The 15,307-nt window shown below is 44.4% G+C and carries 16 protein-coding genes; 12 read left to right on the top strand and 4 right to left on the bottom strand.

The genetic code is table 11. The annotated features are described in order from the left end of the window. The first annotated feature begins 4 nt into the window (after window positions 1-4). Window positions 5-469, top strand: coding sequence for a (2Fe-2S)-binding protein (locus tag QNH36_RS02235; RefSeq protein WP_144480271.1), 465 nt, complete (start codon window positions 5-7; stop codon window positions 467-469). Between the two features lie 152 nt (window positions 470-621). Then, window positions 622-1,107 (top strand): YehS family protein, encoded by a 486-nt coding sequence (locus QNH36_RS02240; RefSeq protein WP_283904573.1) that lies wholly within the window; start codon window positions 622-624, stop codon window positions 1,105-1,107. A gap of 34 nt (window positions 1,108-1,141) precedes the next feature. On the opposite strand, the gene QNH36_RS02245 is transcribed toward QNH36_RS02240, so the two are convergent. Next, window positions 1,142-1,702, bottom strand: a complete 561-nt coding sequence (locus tag QNH36_RS02245) for a cysteine dioxygenase (protein ID WP_283904574.1) — start codon at window positions 1,700-1,702, stop codon at window positions 1,142-1,144. Between the two features lie 17 nt (window positions 1,703-1,719). Next, complete coding sequence (locus QNH36_RS02250) at window positions 1,720-2,640, bottom strand: DMT family transporter (protein ID WP_283904575.1); 921 nt, start codon at window positions 2,638-2,640, stop codon at window positions 1,720-1,722. 479 nt (window positions 2,641-3,119) lie between these two features. On the opposite strand from QNH36_RS02250, the gene abc-f reads away from it, so the two are divergent. The 5 genes from abc-f (at window position 3,120) to QNH36_RS02275 (ending at window position 9,326) form a co-directional block, all read left to right on the top strand. Continuing rightward, the gene (gene abc-f, locus QNH36_RS02255; protein WP_283904576.1) at window positions 3,120-5,009 is read left to right on the top strand and encodes a ribosomal protection-like ABC-F family protein; all 1,890 of its coding nucleotides are present in this window, start codon (window positions 3,120-3,122) and stop codon (window positions 5,007-5,009) included. Window positions 5,010-5,343: 334 nt separating this feature from the next. Then, entirely contained in the window at window positions 5,344-5,487 is a 144-nt protein-coding gene (locus tag QNH36_RS02260) for a hypothetical protein (protein ID WP_283904577.1), read from the top strand. Between the two features lie 864 nt (window positions 5,488-6,351). Beyond that, complete coding sequence (locus QNH36_RS02265; RefSeq protein ID WP_283904578.1) at window positions 6,352-6,840, top strand: TspO/MBR family protein; 489 nt, start codon at window positions 6,352-6,354, stop codon at window positions 6,838-6,840. A gap of 527 nt (window positions 6,841-7,367) precedes the next feature. Beyond that, window positions 7,368-8,252 carry a GNAT family N-acetyltransferase gene (locus QNH36_RS02270; RefSeq protein WP_283904579.1) on the top strand — a complete coding sequence of 295 codons (885 nt, stop codon included), beginning with the start codon at window positions 7,368-7,370 and terminating at the stop codon, window positions 8,250-8,252. 102 nt (window positions 8,253-8,354) lie between these two features. Further along, window positions 8,355-9,326, top strand: a complete 972-nt coding sequence (locus tag QNH36_RS02275; RefSeq protein WP_283904580.1) for a PstS family phosphate ABC transporter substrate-binding protein — start codon at window positions 8,355-8,357, stop codon at window positions 9,324-9,326. Window positions 9,327-9,366: 40 nt separating this feature from the next. Here the strand turns inward: QNH36_RS02275 and QNH36_RS02280 are convergent, their stop codons facing one another. Next, the gene (locus tag QNH36_RS02280; protein WP_283904581.1) at window positions 9,367-9,708 is read right to left on the bottom strand and encodes a hypothetical protein; all 342 of its coding nucleotides are present in this window, start codon (window positions 9,706-9,708) and stop codon (window positions 9,367-9,369) included. A 145-nt stretch (window positions 9,709-9,853) separates the two neighbouring features. Here QNH36_RS02280 and QNH36_RS02285 point away from each other — a divergent pair, with 145 nt between their 5' ends. Beyond that, on the top strand, window positions 9,854-10,384 hold the full coding sequence (locus QNH36_RS02285; RefSeq protein WP_251544572.1) for a CBO0543 family protein: 531 nt from the start codon (window positions 9,854-9,856) through the stop codon (window positions 10,382-10,384). A gap of 12 nt (window positions 10,385-10,396) precedes the next feature. Here QNH36_RS02285 and QNH36_RS02290 read toward each other — a convergent pair whose 3' ends face one another. Then, window positions 10,397-11,014 carry a hypothetical protein gene (locus tag QNH36_RS02290; RefSeq protein WP_283904582.1) on the bottom strand — a complete coding sequence of 206 codons (618 nt, stop codon included), beginning with the start codon at window positions 11,012-11,014 and terminating at the stop codon, window positions 10,397-10,399. Window positions 11,015-11,129: 115 nt separating this feature from the next. Here QNH36_RS02290 and QNH36_RS02295 point away from each other — a divergent pair, with 115 nt between their 5' ends. From QNH36_RS02295 to QNH36_RS02310, 4 genes are all read left to right on the top strand, one after another. Next, window positions 11,130-11,411, top strand: a complete 282-nt coding sequence (locus QNH36_RS02295; RefSeq protein WP_144480251.1) for a GNAT family N-acetyltransferase — start codon at window positions 11,130-11,132, stop codon at window positions 11,409-11,411. Between the two features lie 180 nt (window positions 11,412-11,591). Continuing rightward, window positions 11,592-12,575, top strand: a complete 984-nt coding sequence (locus tag QNH36_RS02300; protein WP_283904583.1) for a ring-cleaving dioxygenase — start codon at window positions 11,592-11,594, stop codon at window positions 12,573-12,575. A gap of 56 nt (window positions 12,576-12,631) precedes the next feature. Beyond that, on the top strand, window positions 12,632-13,237 hold the full coding sequence (gene wrbA / locus QNH36_RS02305) for an NAD(P)H:quinone oxidoreductase (RefSeq protein ID WP_251544575.1): 606 nt from the start codon (window positions 12,632-12,634) through the stop codon (window positions 13,235-13,237). A gap of 324 nt (window positions 13,238-13,561) precedes the next feature. Further along, window positions 13,562-15,022 carry a protein adenylyltransferase SelO gene (locus QNH36_RS02310; protein ID WP_283904584.1) on the top strand — a complete coding sequence of 487 codons (1,461 nt, stop codon included), beginning with the start codon at window positions 13,562-13,564 and terminating at the stop codon, window positions 15,020-15,022. Window positions 15,023-15,307: the final 285 nt, after the last annotated feature.

Raw genomic sequence — 15,307 nt, forward strand, 5'->3', positions numbered from 1 at the left:
TAATATGTCCAATGATGCAGTTACTAGTGTTTCGCTCATAGTTAACAACGATGAAAATAACCTGACTATTAGACCAGCTGATACGCTGTTGTATGTCATCAGAGTAAGACTTGGGCTAACAGGTGCAAAGCCTGGATGCTTGAATGGCGATTGCGGAGCCTGCACGATACTGGCAGATGGCGTTCCAATGAAATCCTGTCTGATGCTCGCCGTCGAAGCAGAGGGGAAAGAAATCACCACCATTGAAGGTCTTGAAGACACACCGATTCAGAGAGCTTTTATTGAAAAATTTGGCTTTCAATGCGGCTACTGTACATCCGGATTTCTGATGAACTGCCATGGACTCGTCAATAAAAAACCAGGGGCAGACGAAGCTGAAATAAAAGACTGGCTCGAATCAAACATATGCCGCTGCACAGGTTATAAAGAAATCAGGGAAGCTGTTTTTTCCGTTTTAAGACATGAATAAATAAGTACCTGTGCTTCTTTTTGAGAGGGGAAAAGTCCGTTCCTATGCTTCTTTGGCTGCAAAACCGTTTTTATCCTACTTTCCAGCACATGAAGTAAATATGCTACAATTGAACAATACTAGTGATGAGGCAAGCTATAGGAGGACTTCCAATGCTAAACAATGATATATTGATCCGTTTACGTTACGCCCTGGATATCAAGGATACCGATATGGCGGAGATGTTCAGGCTTGGCGGCGTGGACATGAGGAAAGAAGATGTGCAGCTGATGCTGAAGAAAGTGGATGAAGATGAGTACGATGAACTGCCCGAGGATTACATAAGGGTCAACAATGCGATGATGGAGCAGTTCTTGAATGGCCTGGTTACGTTTAAAAGAGGGAAACGGCCTGGGGAAACGGGTGCTCCGCCTTTGACTGGGGAAAGTGTGAATAACCAGCTGTTAAAGAAGGTGAAAATTGCCCTGTCGCTGACGAGCGAGGACATCCTTGAGCTTTTCGATCTTGCCGGTGTCCGGGTTTCCAAAGGCGAGCTTGGAGCGATTTTGCGGAAGGAAGGGCATAAGAATTACCGTGAATGCGGTGATAAGTTCGCCCGTAATTTCCTGAAAGGCCTGACCTTGAAGAATAGGGAATAAGGAAAGCATGGGGACGTGGTGCAGTTCAGCGTCCCTATGCTTCTTTTTTTAGCTTGATTTCTTTCAGTTTTTGGTGCTGTTCATCTGGCCACCATGCTCCGCAATCATCTGAAACAACACAGGCTGCGCATTTTTCGAGGTCGTAGACTTTCATTCCGCTGATTGGCGGGGAATAGAGATGGAGGGTAACGAGTCCCTCTGTACCATCACCCTGCATTTTATGGACACCATTTTTAGGCGCGAAAAAAAGCTGATCTCGATGATGGTACTCCTTGAACAACTCCTTCGGAAGCTTGCTGTTCTTGACTTCGTAGACGTAGTTGATGGAAGTCCCGTTCAGGACGTGGATCCAACCATGGGAATCGCCGTGGTCATGGGGAGCACATTCTAAATCCGACCAGTTCATCACAAGCAGCTCGACATCCTCACTTTTGTACAGAAGCTTGCGGTAATAAGGCTTTCCGGATGGCGATTCAAGGAATGTCTCCAACTCTTCAATCGTCATATTGATTTTAGCCAGCGCTTCCTTCATCTCTTGCCTGGAAGGATTCTTTAAAGAATCTAACACATTCCTTGCCTTATGATTCAAATTCATGGGCACTCCCACCTTCTTCATTTTTTAAAAATGACACTCGCTACTAAACGTGCAAGACCGCCATTGACAATGGCCACTCCTATCATAATTATGATTCCGCCGGCCGCACTTATGAGGATAAATTTTTCATGTAAAAGAATAATGGCCGCAATCAGGGTGACCAGCGGTTCAAGGTAAATGAAAATAGATACCCTTGATGCATCCAATACCTCAAGCGCCTTTCCCCAATACCAATACCCAATTCCAGAAACGAATATCCCGAGGAACAAAAGGTGGGCCCACTCTGTCTGTGTCAGCAGAGGAATCGACTCCCAGCCTTTGTTCCGGACCATAAAAGGGAGAGTGAGAATGAAGCCGATCAAGCTCATGTAGAATGTAACAACGAGAGCGGGATAGGGGATTTGCAGCTTTTTTAAAAGGATCGAATATACTGCCCAGTTCAGCGTACTAATGATCATCAGGATGAAGCCGATGTTAAGGGCGAATTCGAACGAATGACCGCTTCGGGTGGTCGTGACGATAAAAACGCCTGAGATTGCCACCAGCATTCCAAGCGCTTTTTTTAAATCCATCTTTTCATGCAAAAATAACACTGAAAGAAGGACGGTGAAAATCGGTGAGAACGAAATCAGCCATCCGGCAGAAGAGGCATTGATCGTCAACAAAGACGTTGCCTGCAGGACCTGATGAATGAACACACCCAGAATCCCGAGGACAACCAGATGAGGGATGTAACCAATCGAAATACGGAGCCGGGAACGATTGAGCAGCAAAATCATCAGCAGAAACAAAGCACCGATGCCAAAGCGAAGCACCAACAGGGAATAGGGGTCAAGCTTTCCGAGAACGGCTTTCGCAGAAACAAAGGAAACTCCCCAAAAACTGACTGATAGTAAAGCATAAAAAGAAGCAGTAAGCCTGGTTCGAAACGGTAACATAACACGGAATCCTTTCTGAAGGACAAGTTTTCTATCATCCTATGCCTGTCCTAATGAAAGAAGAAGTGTGAAAAATACTACATTTACAAAATTATGCAAAGCTGAGATAATAAAGCAAATGGTTTAGGAGGGAAAGTAAGTTTATGGAACCAACATCTAATTGCTGATTATTAATTTTATTAATAAGAATTTTGTATTGAGTGTACAAAGCCTATTTGCATAGGTTTATTTCGTTATGCTCTTTATGGAATTACGGCAATTAGAAGAAAACTTACTTTACTGAATCGGGATAGGTGTATTTTCGCATGGCTTATTTTGGCCTGCTGAAGATGTTGATTCAAGACTGTAGGGATTTCTGCAGTCTTTTTTATTTTGGCAGCGGGAAAGCTGTGTGAGTCAAAAATTGAATAGTAGATAAGTTCTTCTTTGTGCTGTCCATAAAAAGCGTAGCTTCATTATGGATGAAAGAAGGAATTTGTATGTTAGAACTGAAAGTGCATGGAATAAAAAAATATATGGAAGCGACGCTGGTCGTGAACAGTTTTACATTGGAAGCTTTTGAAGGGGATAAGGTCGGGATCGTTGGCGCGAATGGCAGCGGCAAAAGCACAGTTCTTAAAGTGATTGCCGGGATCGAGAGGATGCATTATTATCCAGGCTATCCGCAGACCTCGAGCCCGGGATATGATGAGGGGCTGATTCATCGCCCGCGGGGAGCCTCATTTGCTTACCTGGAGCAAATGCCTTCATATCCGGCTGGCTTGAAAGTGATCGATGTGCTGAACCTTGCCTTTGAAGAGGTCCACGGGATTGAAAAACAGATGCGCGAGCTAGAGGGGCAGATGCAGGTCTTGGAAGAGGCGGCTCTGGAAAAAGCGCTCAATAAATATAGTGATCTTGTGAATTTATATGAAGCAAGAGGCGGGTACGAACAGGAGGAGAAGCTGAGCAAGGTTTGTACCGGGCTAAAGTTTTCCGAGGACTTTTTACAGAGGGATTTCGATTTGCTGAGCGGCGGGGAGAAAACGACTGTTGGTCTCGGGAAAATCCTGGTTCACCAGCCGGATATCCTGCTTCTCGATGAGCCGACCAACCATCTTGATATGGAATCGATCGAATGGCTGGAGGGCTTTTTGAAAAATTATAAAGCCATCGTGCTGATTGTTTCGCATGACCGGTATTTCCTCGATAACGTTGTGAACAAAATCGTCGAGATCGAAGACATGGAGACCATCTGCTACAGGGGAAACTATTCAAGTTTTATCAGCCAAAAGGAAGAAAATATGCGGGTGCAATATGAGCAGTTCCGCGAGCAGCAAAAGAAGGTCAATAAAATGGAGAAGCAGGTGACGAGCCTGCGTGACTGGGCGCTGAGGGCGGACAATAACAAATTTTTCAGGCGCGCGGCAAGCATCCAGAAGAATCTTGATAAGCTGGAGCGCATTGATAAGCCGGTTTTTGAGCGACGCAACATGAGGCTTCATTTTAACGAAACGATGAGGTCCGGGAATGAAACGATCAAGGCGGTTGGTGTTTCTAAGCGGTATGAGGATAAGGTGATTTTTAATGGTGCTGATTTGATGGTCCATTATGGTGAACGAGTGGGTCTCGTTGGCCCGAATGGGAGCGGAAAGACGACGTTCCTTAAGATGCTTCTCGGCAAGGAACGGCCTGATGCAGGTATGGTTGAATTGGGAGCGAATGTAATGGCTGCCTATCTGCCTCAGAAGATTGTGTTTGCAAACGAAGAGCTGACCGTGCTTGAATGCTTCCGGGAGGATATCTCGATTGTCGAGGGAAAAGCGCGCGAGTACCTGGCGAAGTTCATGTTTTATAAAAAGAGTGTCTTCAAAAAAGTGAAAATCCTTTCAGGGGGCGAGCGGATCAGGCTGAAGCTGGCAATGCTGATGTTCCAGGATATCAATTTGCTGATCCTCGATGAGCCGACGAACCATCTGGATATTGATTCGATTGAAACCCTTGAGGCCGCTCTTGAGGATTTCAAAGGCACGATTTTCTTCATTTCACACGACCGCTATTTTATCAATAAAATCGGAGAGCGCGTGATTGCGGTCGAGGACTTTGGCTTGAAGAGCTATGAGGGGAATTACGATGATTATAAAAGGGAGCAGGCCGTAGCCGAGCAGGTTCCTGTTTTAAAGAAGAAAGAGCCGCATCCTGCGAAAGCGGGACCGGATGCAAAGCTCTTAAAGAAAATCGAAAGCCTGGAAAAAGAAATTTCGGAGCTTGATCTGGTGATGGGTGTTCAACAGGATTATGTCGAGTTGGATCAGTTGTACAGCAGGAAGCAGCAGCTTAATAACGAACTCGAGCTGGCGATGGAAATGTGGCTTAGTGCCGGGGAGTAATTGAGAGGAAGCATGGTGTTCATGCTTCCCTTTTTAGGTGGTATAGAGGGAAGGAACAATAATGCAGTCTTAATAGTTAGAATTTTCTATACATTAGTCGAGTATATATGTTATAAAATATATATAGGCACAAAGCTCTATTCGGGTTGTGCTTCAGGCGGCTGTCCCAGCAATGTTATCAAAGACTATTGAAAAGCAAGCCGCTGTATGGTGACGGCAAACTGCGGGCTTAGTATCGGGAGCTTGTCAAAAAGCAGTAAACGGCATCAAACATGAGGCAACTGTCATGGTTAATCGTACTCATGTCAACAAAACGATTATAGGGGGACAAGAAATGCCTACAGAGCCAATGTTCTACGATGGGATCGGAGAAAAAAAACAGGTTACTAGTTCTGCAAACCCGCAGGAAGTCAGCGTCACTCTTACTCCAGAGATTAGAAAATCCCTCAGCGGCAACCCTTATGTGTTTGTGAAATAGGAAGATTGGAGATAGCGTCAGCCATTTGGCTGGCGTTTTTTTTATAGTATTGCCTTTGGACAAGTTTGAGGATAATCGGAGGAAAAGCTGTCAAGGTAAAAGCGGTATTATGACAGGTTTGAGATTTTAAGGAGAAAAGCTGTCAAGAATGGCCTGCAATTTTGACAGGTTAAAGGCCTCAAGGAGAAAAGCTGTCAAGAAAAGCCCGTAATTAAGACAGGTTTAAGGCCTCAAGGAGAAAAGCTGTCAAGGAAAGTCCGGAATCCTGACAGGTTTAAGGTCACAAGGAGAAAAGCTGTCAAGATAAGCCTGTAATTAAGACAGGTACAAGGTCTCAAGGAGAAAAGCTGTCAAGATAAGCCTGTAATTAAGACAGGGACAAGGTCTCAAGGAGAAAAGTTGTCAAGAAAAGCCCGGAATCCTGACAGGTATAAGGTCACAAGGAGATAAGCTGTCAAGATAAGCCTGTAATTAAGACAGGTACAAGGTCTCAAGGGGAAAAGCTGTCAAGAAAAGCCCGGAATCTTGACAGGTATAAGGTCACAAGGAGAAAAGCTGTCAAAAAAAAACTGTAATTAAGACAGGTTTAAGGCCTCAAGGCGAAAAGTTGTCAAGAAAAGCCCGTAATTTTGACAGGTTTAAGGTCTCAAGCAGTAAAGCTGTCAAGAAAAGCCTGGAATCTTGACATGTATAAGGCCTCAAGGAGAAAAGCTGTCAAGAAAAGCCTGTAATTAAGACAGGGACAAGGTCTCAAGGAGAAAGGCTGTCAAAATAGTCATCAAACCACCATTTATTTTTGCACATTCAAATGTTTTTTTCTCTAGCATTAGGTAAAAGTAAGAAAAAGGAAGGTGAGAAACAAAGATGAGTGTGTTATCGGTGAATGGAAGAGTCGACAAGGGAAAATTAGTGAAGGAGATATTGATTCCGGTGGTTGGCGGCATGGTAACAGGGATGCTTGCGACGCGGAATGCGAAGGAGAAATACAGGAAGCTGAGGCAGCCTGATTATGCGCCTCCGTCGTGGGTGTTTCCGGTTATGTGGACCGGTCTGTATGCTACGATGGGACTTGCTAATTACCGGGTTTCGATGAAAAAGGAACCGACGGCTGCGGCGGAAACCCTTTATGATATCCAGCTCGGATTGAACTTTCTCTGGTCTTTCTTGTTTTTTAAGTGGAATCTGCGCGGGACGGCTTTTGCGGAGATCGGATTGCTGCTCGGTATGATTACGTTGACAACCTATCAATACTATCAAAAGGATAAAATAGCAGGCAGGTTGATGCTGCCTTATATTGCCTGGGTGTCGTACGCTCTTCAGCTCAATTACAGCATGTGGAAGTTAAATAAGTGAGAGGGCATTGATTCAGCCCTCTTTTTTCTAAATTTTATGCAACTTTTCTAACTATTATCCGTCTAAAATAATAGACTGCCAATCTTTGGCTGATTAAAAGTTTGCTAGATTGGGAATACTATTTCTAACAACAAATTAAAACGGAGGTAGATTACAATGAAACAAATCACTGAGTTTATGAATGAAGAAGGTTTTGAGCTTAAAGGTTATCTTTCTCAACTATTTGAAGAAGCATCTGATAAAAAAGACGAGAAGAAACGCTGATCGCAGCAGGCTGATCAGCGTTTTTTTATTTGCTCCAAAACTTCATCGATTTTGCGTGATCTTCTGGTGATTCATCGATATGCTTCCACAAGAGTTTTCCTTCGGCTGAATAGAGCCATGTTCCTCCCTGGATGTAGACATCCCTTTTTGTAAAGCATAAAAGTTTGGATACTGTCGAAAAAAGTTTTTGCAATTTTATGAAAACAAAGCATAAAATAAACTAAACAGTCGGTTTATTTTATAAAGAAAAGAGGAGATTCTTCATGAAAGTTGAGATCAAAAGACTGAGTGATTGTCCGTTAAAAGACGGGGTGGAAGCCTATAATCGAGGGTTTGAGGGTTATTTTTACGACCAGTCGAAAACGATAGAGACATTCGCGAACCGTTTTGGGCTAGATGGTATTTCTCCGGAGCACTCGGTGATTGCTTACTATGAAGGCAGGCCTGCCGGGATTGTGCTGAGCGGCATCAAGAAGATTAATGGTGAAGTGATTGCCTGGAATGGAGGGACCGGGATCGCGAAGGAGCTGCGGGGAAAAGGTATCGGAAAGCAGTTGATGAATGCGGCATTGGATATTTACCGTGAGAATAAGGTGAAGTACGCAACTCTCGAGGCGATCTCAAGAAATGAAGATGCCATTCAACTATATCAATCTCTTGGTTTTAGGCTGGTGAAAAAGCTGAAATTCCTCCAGTACAATGAGCCATTTCCAGCAGGTACTTTGGATGCCACTCCTAACTATCAAGTCGAGCATGTGGCACCAAATGAATTGAGTCAGATCCATTTTTACCGCAATAAAACTCCTTGGCAAAACCACAAGGATAATGTCAACGGTGGAAATGCGGTCATCCTGCGTGATGAACAGAACGAGATTGCCGGTTACTCTCTTTTTAAAAAGTTTTATAAAGAGGGAGAAGTGGCAAACATCGGGCTGCTGCAGCTGGAAGTGGCAGAAGCCCGTGAAGACCGGGCTGATGTGATGAAAACGCTGCTGAAGCACTCTTTCTCGCCGCTGGACCGGTCATTCAAAAAGACGACGGTCAATACGCCAGAAGAAGATGCTGAGTTATTAGAGTTATTAACCGCTATTGGATTCAAACAGTGGGAAGAACAGGTATGGATGATCAAAGAGGTTCACAATTCTTAACAATCCTTTTCAATATATTTACAACTCCTTAAAACCCCATTAATAACTCTCTAGTAATCTTGTACTTGTAGCAACGGACATCATATTAGGGGGAATTATGGAATGAAGGGTTTTAAAAAGTTAGCGATGTTTACAATGCTTGCTGGAGTAATGGCTTTCGGAACAGCTTGTTCGGATGGTGAAAGCAACGCTGAAGCAAAGAATGGATCTAATGGAAATGAAACTCAACTTGAAGGCAGCGTAGTGATTGATGGTTCTGGTACGGTTTATCCATTCATGGCTAAAATGGCTGAAAACTACATGGGCAAGCAGGAAGATGTTTCTGTGGAAGTAAGCCGCTCAGGGACTTCGGCTGGTTTCAAGAAATTCCTTGTTGAAAATGGAACAGACTATAACGATGCATCTCGCCAGATCAAAGACGAAGAAAAGGCAAAAGCTGAAGAGCTTGGCATCGATGTAAAAGAAATGAAGGTCGCTTTGGATGGTTTGACGATTGTCATCAATAAGGACAATGAATGGGCGAAGGAATTGACGAAAGAAGAAGTCATCGACATCTTCCTTGCTGAAGGCGGCAAGAAGAAATGGTCTGATGTACGCCCTGATTTCCCGGATGAAGCCATCAACACATATGGCCCGAATGAAAACCATGGCACATACGAATTCATGTTTGAAAATATTTTAGAAGAAAAAGACCTGGTTGAAGGCATCAACCTGCAACAGGATTATTCAACACTGGTTGATCTTGTTTCCAAGGATAAGAACGGCATTGGATTCTTCGGCTACGGATATTATGCGAACAACAAAGATAAATTGGCAGCAGTGAACGTCGATTTCGGCAACGGACCTGTTGAACCATCTCTTTCAACGATCAAGGAAGATGGCGAATACGGACCATTCACACGCCCAGTGTTCACATACTTGAATGTAAACATGGCTAAAGAGAAGGCCCAAGTACTTGACTACGCATTCTACACTATGAAAAATGCACAGGAAGTCGCATCGGAAACTGGTTTCGCACCATTGACAGATGAAGACATCCAGGGAACATTAACTGAACTGGAAGAACTGAAATAAGGAAGTGAAAGAAGAATGGGGGCGTCCCTGTTCTTCTTTTTTAATGGGCAAAAAAATAACAGTGAGATCCACTGTTATTTGCCTTCCAATGCCGCCATGGGTTTATGGCGCTTTTGGGTGTTATTGGGCAGCCGTTCGATGGCAGAAAGTAGGGAACTTTTTTCCTCATCAGGCTGATATCAAATGTCCTGAATAGGGATACAGGATACTTAGGGTAGCCTTTTTTCACGAGCAGGTTATCAAGGATGGAGGCTATATAGCTTTTTAAAAAGAAGATCAGCATCCAGTCTTTGACAGGCGGTTTCCGCATCAGCCTGTAAAAAGCCAGGATGCCAATGGCCAATAGGGCCCTAAGTGTGTTCTGTTCTGCTTTCCTCTTCAAAGCAGCCACCTCCAAAGTGATTTTTGTTAACCAGCTCACAGCTATTTTGTATCTTGTCTACTTTTACGTTATTCGATGATTGTCAATAGGGCTTCTTGGTTATACTAAGTTCGATTTCCTTTATTTGTAAAAAAGAGGAGAATTTATGGTAAATACAATTTATGGGCTGGTTTGGGCAGGCATATTAGTGAAATGGGGAGACTGGAAGAACTGGAGAAAGTACTATCCAACCGTTCTCTTTTTTATTCTGGGCGACTTTCTCTACATGTACTTATTATCCGATCATTATCCAATGTGGAAGTATAATCCTTCACCCGGGGATGAAGGTGCTGGAATCACGAATACCCATATTTCTTTTTCCATCATGGCGATCAAGTATCCGGCCACATGCCTGGCTTATTTGGCGCATTTTCCGAGGCATGGGATCATAAAAAAAATTCTTTATTATCTTGCATGGGTGGTTGTCTATTTTGTGAATGAGCTGGTAGACATTAATTTTCAGCTGATAAAATACTTCAATGGCTGGAACTTGTGGTGGTCTGCGTTATTCAATTCGGTCATGTTCCTTATTTTAAAGCTTCATTTTCACAATCCATTGTTTGCCTGGATAGCCTCTGCGGTGTTTATATTGTTTTTATGGAATCAGTTTGATGTGCCGGGAAGTGTCTTTCGGTGAAGGCCCGAATCCTTATGTAGAATCGGGCCTTCTTTCGGTTTTTGAGGTGCTCAGGTCGTGACCTCTTTTTGGCCGTGACTTCATCCATACAAAAAAATTTGTCAATAATTTCGCTAAAATGAGCACAGATAAATAACTCAAAAATAAGTGGACATAGTGGAGGTTTCCATACATTTTAAACAGCCCCAAACCGACCAACATTGGTTTGAATGCAAATGAGAGGATGACTGCAGTCAGGATTGCATAAAGATAATAGTTCTTTTTGTGGTTAATAGACCATTGATACACGAGCATAAAAGTTACAGGGATCAGACTTGAGTCGAGCGAGATTCCTGGTAAAACCGGGAGAACTGGAAAGGGATAATTCCAGAACCCCATATTTCTTCCATAAAGATCTTCATATCCGAAGAAAACATGGACACTGTAACCATAGAAAGCGATTCTGAAGATCTTTGTCCGGTCGATTTTAAAAAACAATAAGATAAGCGGGCCGATAAGGAATAGAACCATCAGCCAATATTCAACTGAAGCATAAAGGGTGTAATCGAGCCAATATTGGTTCAAGGCCTTTTGACCTTGTTTCCCCAGCTCGACGATCTTGTCAAACTCACTTATCCTCACTTTTTCCACTTGTATCATCCGTTCTGTTTTTTCTTAGATTACCGATTTGGGGCTTGATATATGCATGATTGAGGGTTATAAGGGTATAATTAGGTATCTTGAATGAAACTGCGGAGGTGTAAGGATGGCATTTGAATTTTCTGAAGAAGATGGCCGTTTTGTTGCGAAGGATGCAGATGGACTCGAGGTTGGGGAAGTGACGTTTACGAGGGATGGCGATGATTTTCTCGTGGTCAATCACACTGGTGTGGATCCAGATTACCGAGGTAAAGGCATAGCGGAGGAGCTGGTCCGCCATGTTGCTGAAAAAGCGAAGAATGAGGGCTTGAAGATTGATCCTGTTTGTTCTTATGCAAAAAAAGAGCTTGAGAGGAAGCCTGAATACAGCGGGGTATTAAAGGGTTGAGTCTTTGGGATACCCCAAAGGCTTTTTTGTTGGAGACTTCTTTCTTGCACTTTGTGCTGTTGCGTGATAAAATTATCTCGAATTCAAGATAATTTGTTTTTTCGAGATGAAAACAGGTTATAGTAAGGATAGATATTTTTTTGAAAATATATCTCGATTTCAAGATAAAGGAGAGAGACCATGAACGAATTAAGAGGAATACACCATGTAACAGCGATTACGAGCAGTGCTGAAAAAAACTACGAGTTTTTCACCTATGTACTCGGAATGCGTCTTGTGAAAAAAACGGTCAATCAGGATGATATCCGTACGTATCATTTATTTTTTGCGGATGATAAAGGGTCTGCTGGCACGGATATGACATTCTTTGATTTCCCTGGGATTCCTAAAGGATCTCACGGAACTGATGAGATTTACAAAACCGGTTTCCGTGTGCCGACAGATGCCGCGCTGGAATACTGGGTCAAACGCTTTGATAAATATGAAGTCAAACACACTGGCATCAAGGAGTTGTTCGGCAAGAAGACGATTTCATTCATCGATTTTGACGATCAGCAGTATATGCTGGTATCCGATGAGCATAATGAAGGTGTAGCTTCGGGTACGCCATGGCAAAATGGACCTGTACCGCTGGAGTACGCGATTACTGGTCTTGGACCGCTTCATGTCCGCATTTCACGTTTCGATTATTTTAAAGAGGTACTTGAAAAAGTGATGCATATGCGTGAAGTGGGAAAAGAGGGTTCCCTGCATCTGTTTGAAATGGGTGAAGGCGGGAACGGCGCGCAGGTCATTGTTGAAGACAATAAAGTGCTGCCTGCTGGCCGCCAGGGATTCGGAACTGTGCACCATGCGGCATTCCGTGTTGCTGACACATCGGTTCTTTATGAGTGGATCGATCATATGAAAGCTGCAGGATTCGGTACATCCGGTTATGTTGATCGGTTCTTCTTTGAATCATTGTACGCCCGTGTGGCACCGGGAATCCTGTTCGAATGGGCAACTGACGGACCGGGCTTCATGGGTGATGAGCCATATGAAACCCTTGGTGAAAAGCTATCCCTTCCGCCGTTCCTTGAATCAAAGCGGGAGCAGATCGAGGATTTCGTGCGTCCGATTGATACTGTACGAAGCATGCGTAAAATCGAAAAAGAATACCTGTAAGCCGAGTTTGCAGTTTGGACAAGTGTGGAATCATACTACTAAAGGAGGCAGATAAAATGGTTAAATTGGCAGTTATTTTTTACAGCATGGGTGGAACGAATGTGCAGCTATCCAAATGGGCTGCAGAAGGCGCGAAGGAAGCAGGAGCGGAAGTCAAAGTTTTTAAGGTGAAAGAATTGGCTCCTGAATCAGCTATCGAAGGCAATAAAGCATGGAAAGCGACAGTTGAGGCAACAAAGGATATCCCTGAAGTGACTCCGAATGATCTTGAATGGGCAGATGCCATCATTTTCAGTGTCCCTACACGTTTCGGGAACATGCCATCGCAAATGAAACAATTCCTTGATACGACAGGCGGTCTGTGGGCACAGGGCAAGCTGGTGAACAAAGTCGTCAGTGCGATGTCCTCTGCTCAGAATCCGCATGGCGGACAAGAAGCAACCATTCTGTCACTATACACAACTATGTACCATTGGGGCGCCATCGTCGCAGCTCCTGGCTATACCGATCCAGTCACTTTCGGAGCTGGCGGCAACCCATACGGCACTAGCGTAACAGTCGACCAGGACGGCAATATGGTCGAGGATGTAGAAGCAGCGGTAAAACATCAGGCAAAACGCACTGTGACCGTTGCCGGCTGGGTAAAGAACGGGAATCAATAAGCAATGGCAAAAGTCTAATTCCTTGGGGAATTAGGCTTTTTTCATTGAGGTCCATTTTAATCTCCGGGAATATCTTCTAAATCAGGCCTAATAAACACCCAGGCTCCCCATGCAGGCTGGCAATAACCGCTGCGGCAACGGAAAGGCGAAGCTGACTTTCCCTGCAGTTTGATAAGCTGCTATATCATTATCACTCCCTAGATGATGGTAAAATGTATATATGGATTCTGCTGGTTATATATTCCTTTCTGCCGAAACACCGCTTTCCTTTTTCAGGCGAGGGTATATTAAAGCTAAACAGTACGAACAAAGGGAGGTAATCCAATGACTGACAACCATGCTGGCTGGAAAATGGATAATAGCTATTCGCGGCTGCCGAACATATTTTATAGTCTGCAAACACCGACTCCAGTGAAAGCACCTGAGGTAGTGATTTTTAATGAGTCACTTGCGGAAGAACTGGGTTTGAACAGCGAGGCACTTCAAGGTGACGAAGGGGCTGCAATCTTTGGCGGGAACGAGATTCCACAAGGAGGAACTCCCCTTTCCCAGGCATATGCGGGACACCAGTTTGGACATTTTACGATGCTGGGGGATGGCCGGGCTGTCCTGCTTGGTGAGCAAATCACCCCTGACGGCGACAGGTTTGACATCCAGCTGAAGGGTTCAGGCCGGACTCCGTATTCACGAGGCGGCGATGGCCGTGCAGGACTTGGGCCGATGCTGCGCGAGTTTATCATTTGTGAAGCGATGACGGGCTTAGGGATCCCAACAACAAGAAGCCTCGCTGTGGCTGTGACGGGAGAGGAAATCATCCGGGAAACGATGCAGACCGGAGCAGTTTTGACACGCGTGGCAGCGAGCCATCTGAGAGTAGGAACATTCCAATTTGCTGCCAACTGGGGGAAGAAGGAAGACCTCCGGGAGCTGGCTGATTATGCAATCAAACGCCATTATCTTGAACTCGAAGGGGAGGGTAACCGATACCTCTTATTCTTGAAAAAAGTGATCAAGAAACAGGCAGCCCTGATCGCGAAGTGGCAGCATGTCGGCTTTATCCACGGTGTCATGAACACGGATAACATGACAATTAGCGGTGAGACGATTGATTACGGTCCTTGTGCTTTTATGGATACCTACGACCCGGCAACTGTATTCAGCTCGATTGATCGGGAGGGACGGTATGCCTATGGAAATCAGCCGTATATTGGCGGCTGGAATCTTTCTCGATTTGCCGAGGCTTTATTGCCATTGTTACATGAGGATGAAGATGAAGCGGTAAAACTGGCCGAGGAAGCCCTCTCTGAATATCCGGGGAGTTTTGAAACAGAGTTCCTGTTGGGTATGAGGCTGAAGCTTGGGCTTTTTACTGAGGAAAAAGAAGACAAAGAACTAATTTCCGAACTCCTTAATCTCATGAATAAGTCAGAAGCCGACTTTACGAATACGTTCAAAGCCCTGACCTTCGGAAAGCTTGAAGGATCCGAGTTATTTAAGGGTGACGAATTTAATCAGTGGCATGAAAAATGGCAAGAAAGGCTTGGGCGCCAGGAAGAATCAAAGGAAGATGTCCATGAACTGATGCGCAATAACAATCCAGCAGTCATTCCGCGCAACCACAGGGTAGAGGAAGCACTGAATGCCGCGGTAAAAGGTGACATGAGCGTCATGCTGAAATTGCTTGAAATCCTGGCAAACCCATACGAACATTCACCTGAGCAGGCCGAATTCTGCCAGCCCGCACCGCCAACAGCTAAGCCATATCGGACGTTTTGCGGAACATGAATTGGGTTGATGTGCTTTTGCTTTAAGGCTATGACGGACAGAAACACGAGGAAATCGTGGGAAAATGTCCGTCATCAAGGCTATGACGGACAGAAACACGAGGGAATCGAGAAAAAGTGTCCGTCATCAAGGCGATGATGGACAGAAACAAGATGAAATCGAGAAAAAGTGTCCGTCATCAAGGCTATGACGGACAGAAACACGAGGGAATCGAGAAAAAGTGTCCGTCATCAAGGTGATGATGGACAGAAACATGAGTGAATCGAGAAAAAATGTCCGTCATCG

This window comes from Mesobacillus sp. AQ2, from assembly GCF_030122805.1.
Lineage (GTDB): Bacteria > Bacillota > Bacilli > Bacillales > Cytobacillaceae > Mesobacillus > Mesobacillus oceanisediminis_A.

Coding starts and splice junctions, on each gene's coding strand:
- QNH36_RS02270 (WP_283904579.1), top strand. CDS start 7,368: ATGAAAGTTGAGATCAAAAGACTGAGTGATTGTCCGTTAAAAGACGGG.
- QNH36_RS02300 (WP_283904583.1), top strand. CDS start 11,592: ATGAACGAATTAAGAGGAATACACCATGTAACAGCGATTACGAGCAGT.
- abc-f (WP_283904576.1), top strand. CDS start 3,120: ATGTTAGAACTGAAAGTGCATGGAATAAAAAAATATATGGAAGCGACG.
- QNH36_RS02235 (WP_144480271.1), top strand. CDS start 5: ATGTCCAATGATGCAGTTACTAGTGTTTCGCTCATAGTTAACAACGAT.
- QNH36_RS02285 (WP_251544572.1), top strand. CDS start 9,854: ATGGTAAATACAATTTATGGGCTGGTTTGGGCAGGCATATTAGTGAAA.
- wrbA (WP_251544575.1), top strand. CDS start 12,632: ATGGTTAAATTGGCAGTTATTTTTTACAGCATGGGTGGAACGAATGTG.
- QNH36_RS02295 (WP_144480251.1), top strand. CDS start 11,130: ATGGCATTTGAATTTTCTGAAGAAGATGGCCGTTTTGTTGCGAAGGAT.
- QNH36_RS02265 (WP_283904578.1), top strand. CDS start 6,352: ATGAGTGTGTTATCGGTGAATGGAAGAGTCGACAAGGGAAAATTAGTG.
- QNH36_RS02240 (WP_283904573.1), top strand. CDS start 622: ATGCTAAACAATGATATATTGATCCGTTTACGTTACGCCCTGGATATC.
- QNH36_RS02310 (WP_283904584.1), top strand. CDS start 13,562: ATGACTGACAACCATGCTGGCTGGAAAATGGATAATAGCTATTCGCGG.
- QNH36_RS02250 (WP_283904575.1), bottom strand. CDS start 2,640: ATGTTACCGTTTCGAACCAGGCTTACTGCTTCTTTTTATGCTTTACTA.
- QNH36_RS02275 (WP_283904580.1), top strand. CDS start 8,355: ATGAAGGGTTTTAAAAAGTTAGCGATGTTTACAATGCTTGCTGGAGTA.
- QNH36_RS02245 (WP_283904574.1), bottom strand. CDS start 1,702: ATGAATTTGAATCATAAGGCAAGGAATGTGTTAGATTCTTTAAAGAAT.
- QNH36_RS02260 (WP_283904577.1), top strand. CDS start 5,344: ATGCCTACAGAGCCAATGTTCTACGATGGGATCGGAGAAAAAAAACAG.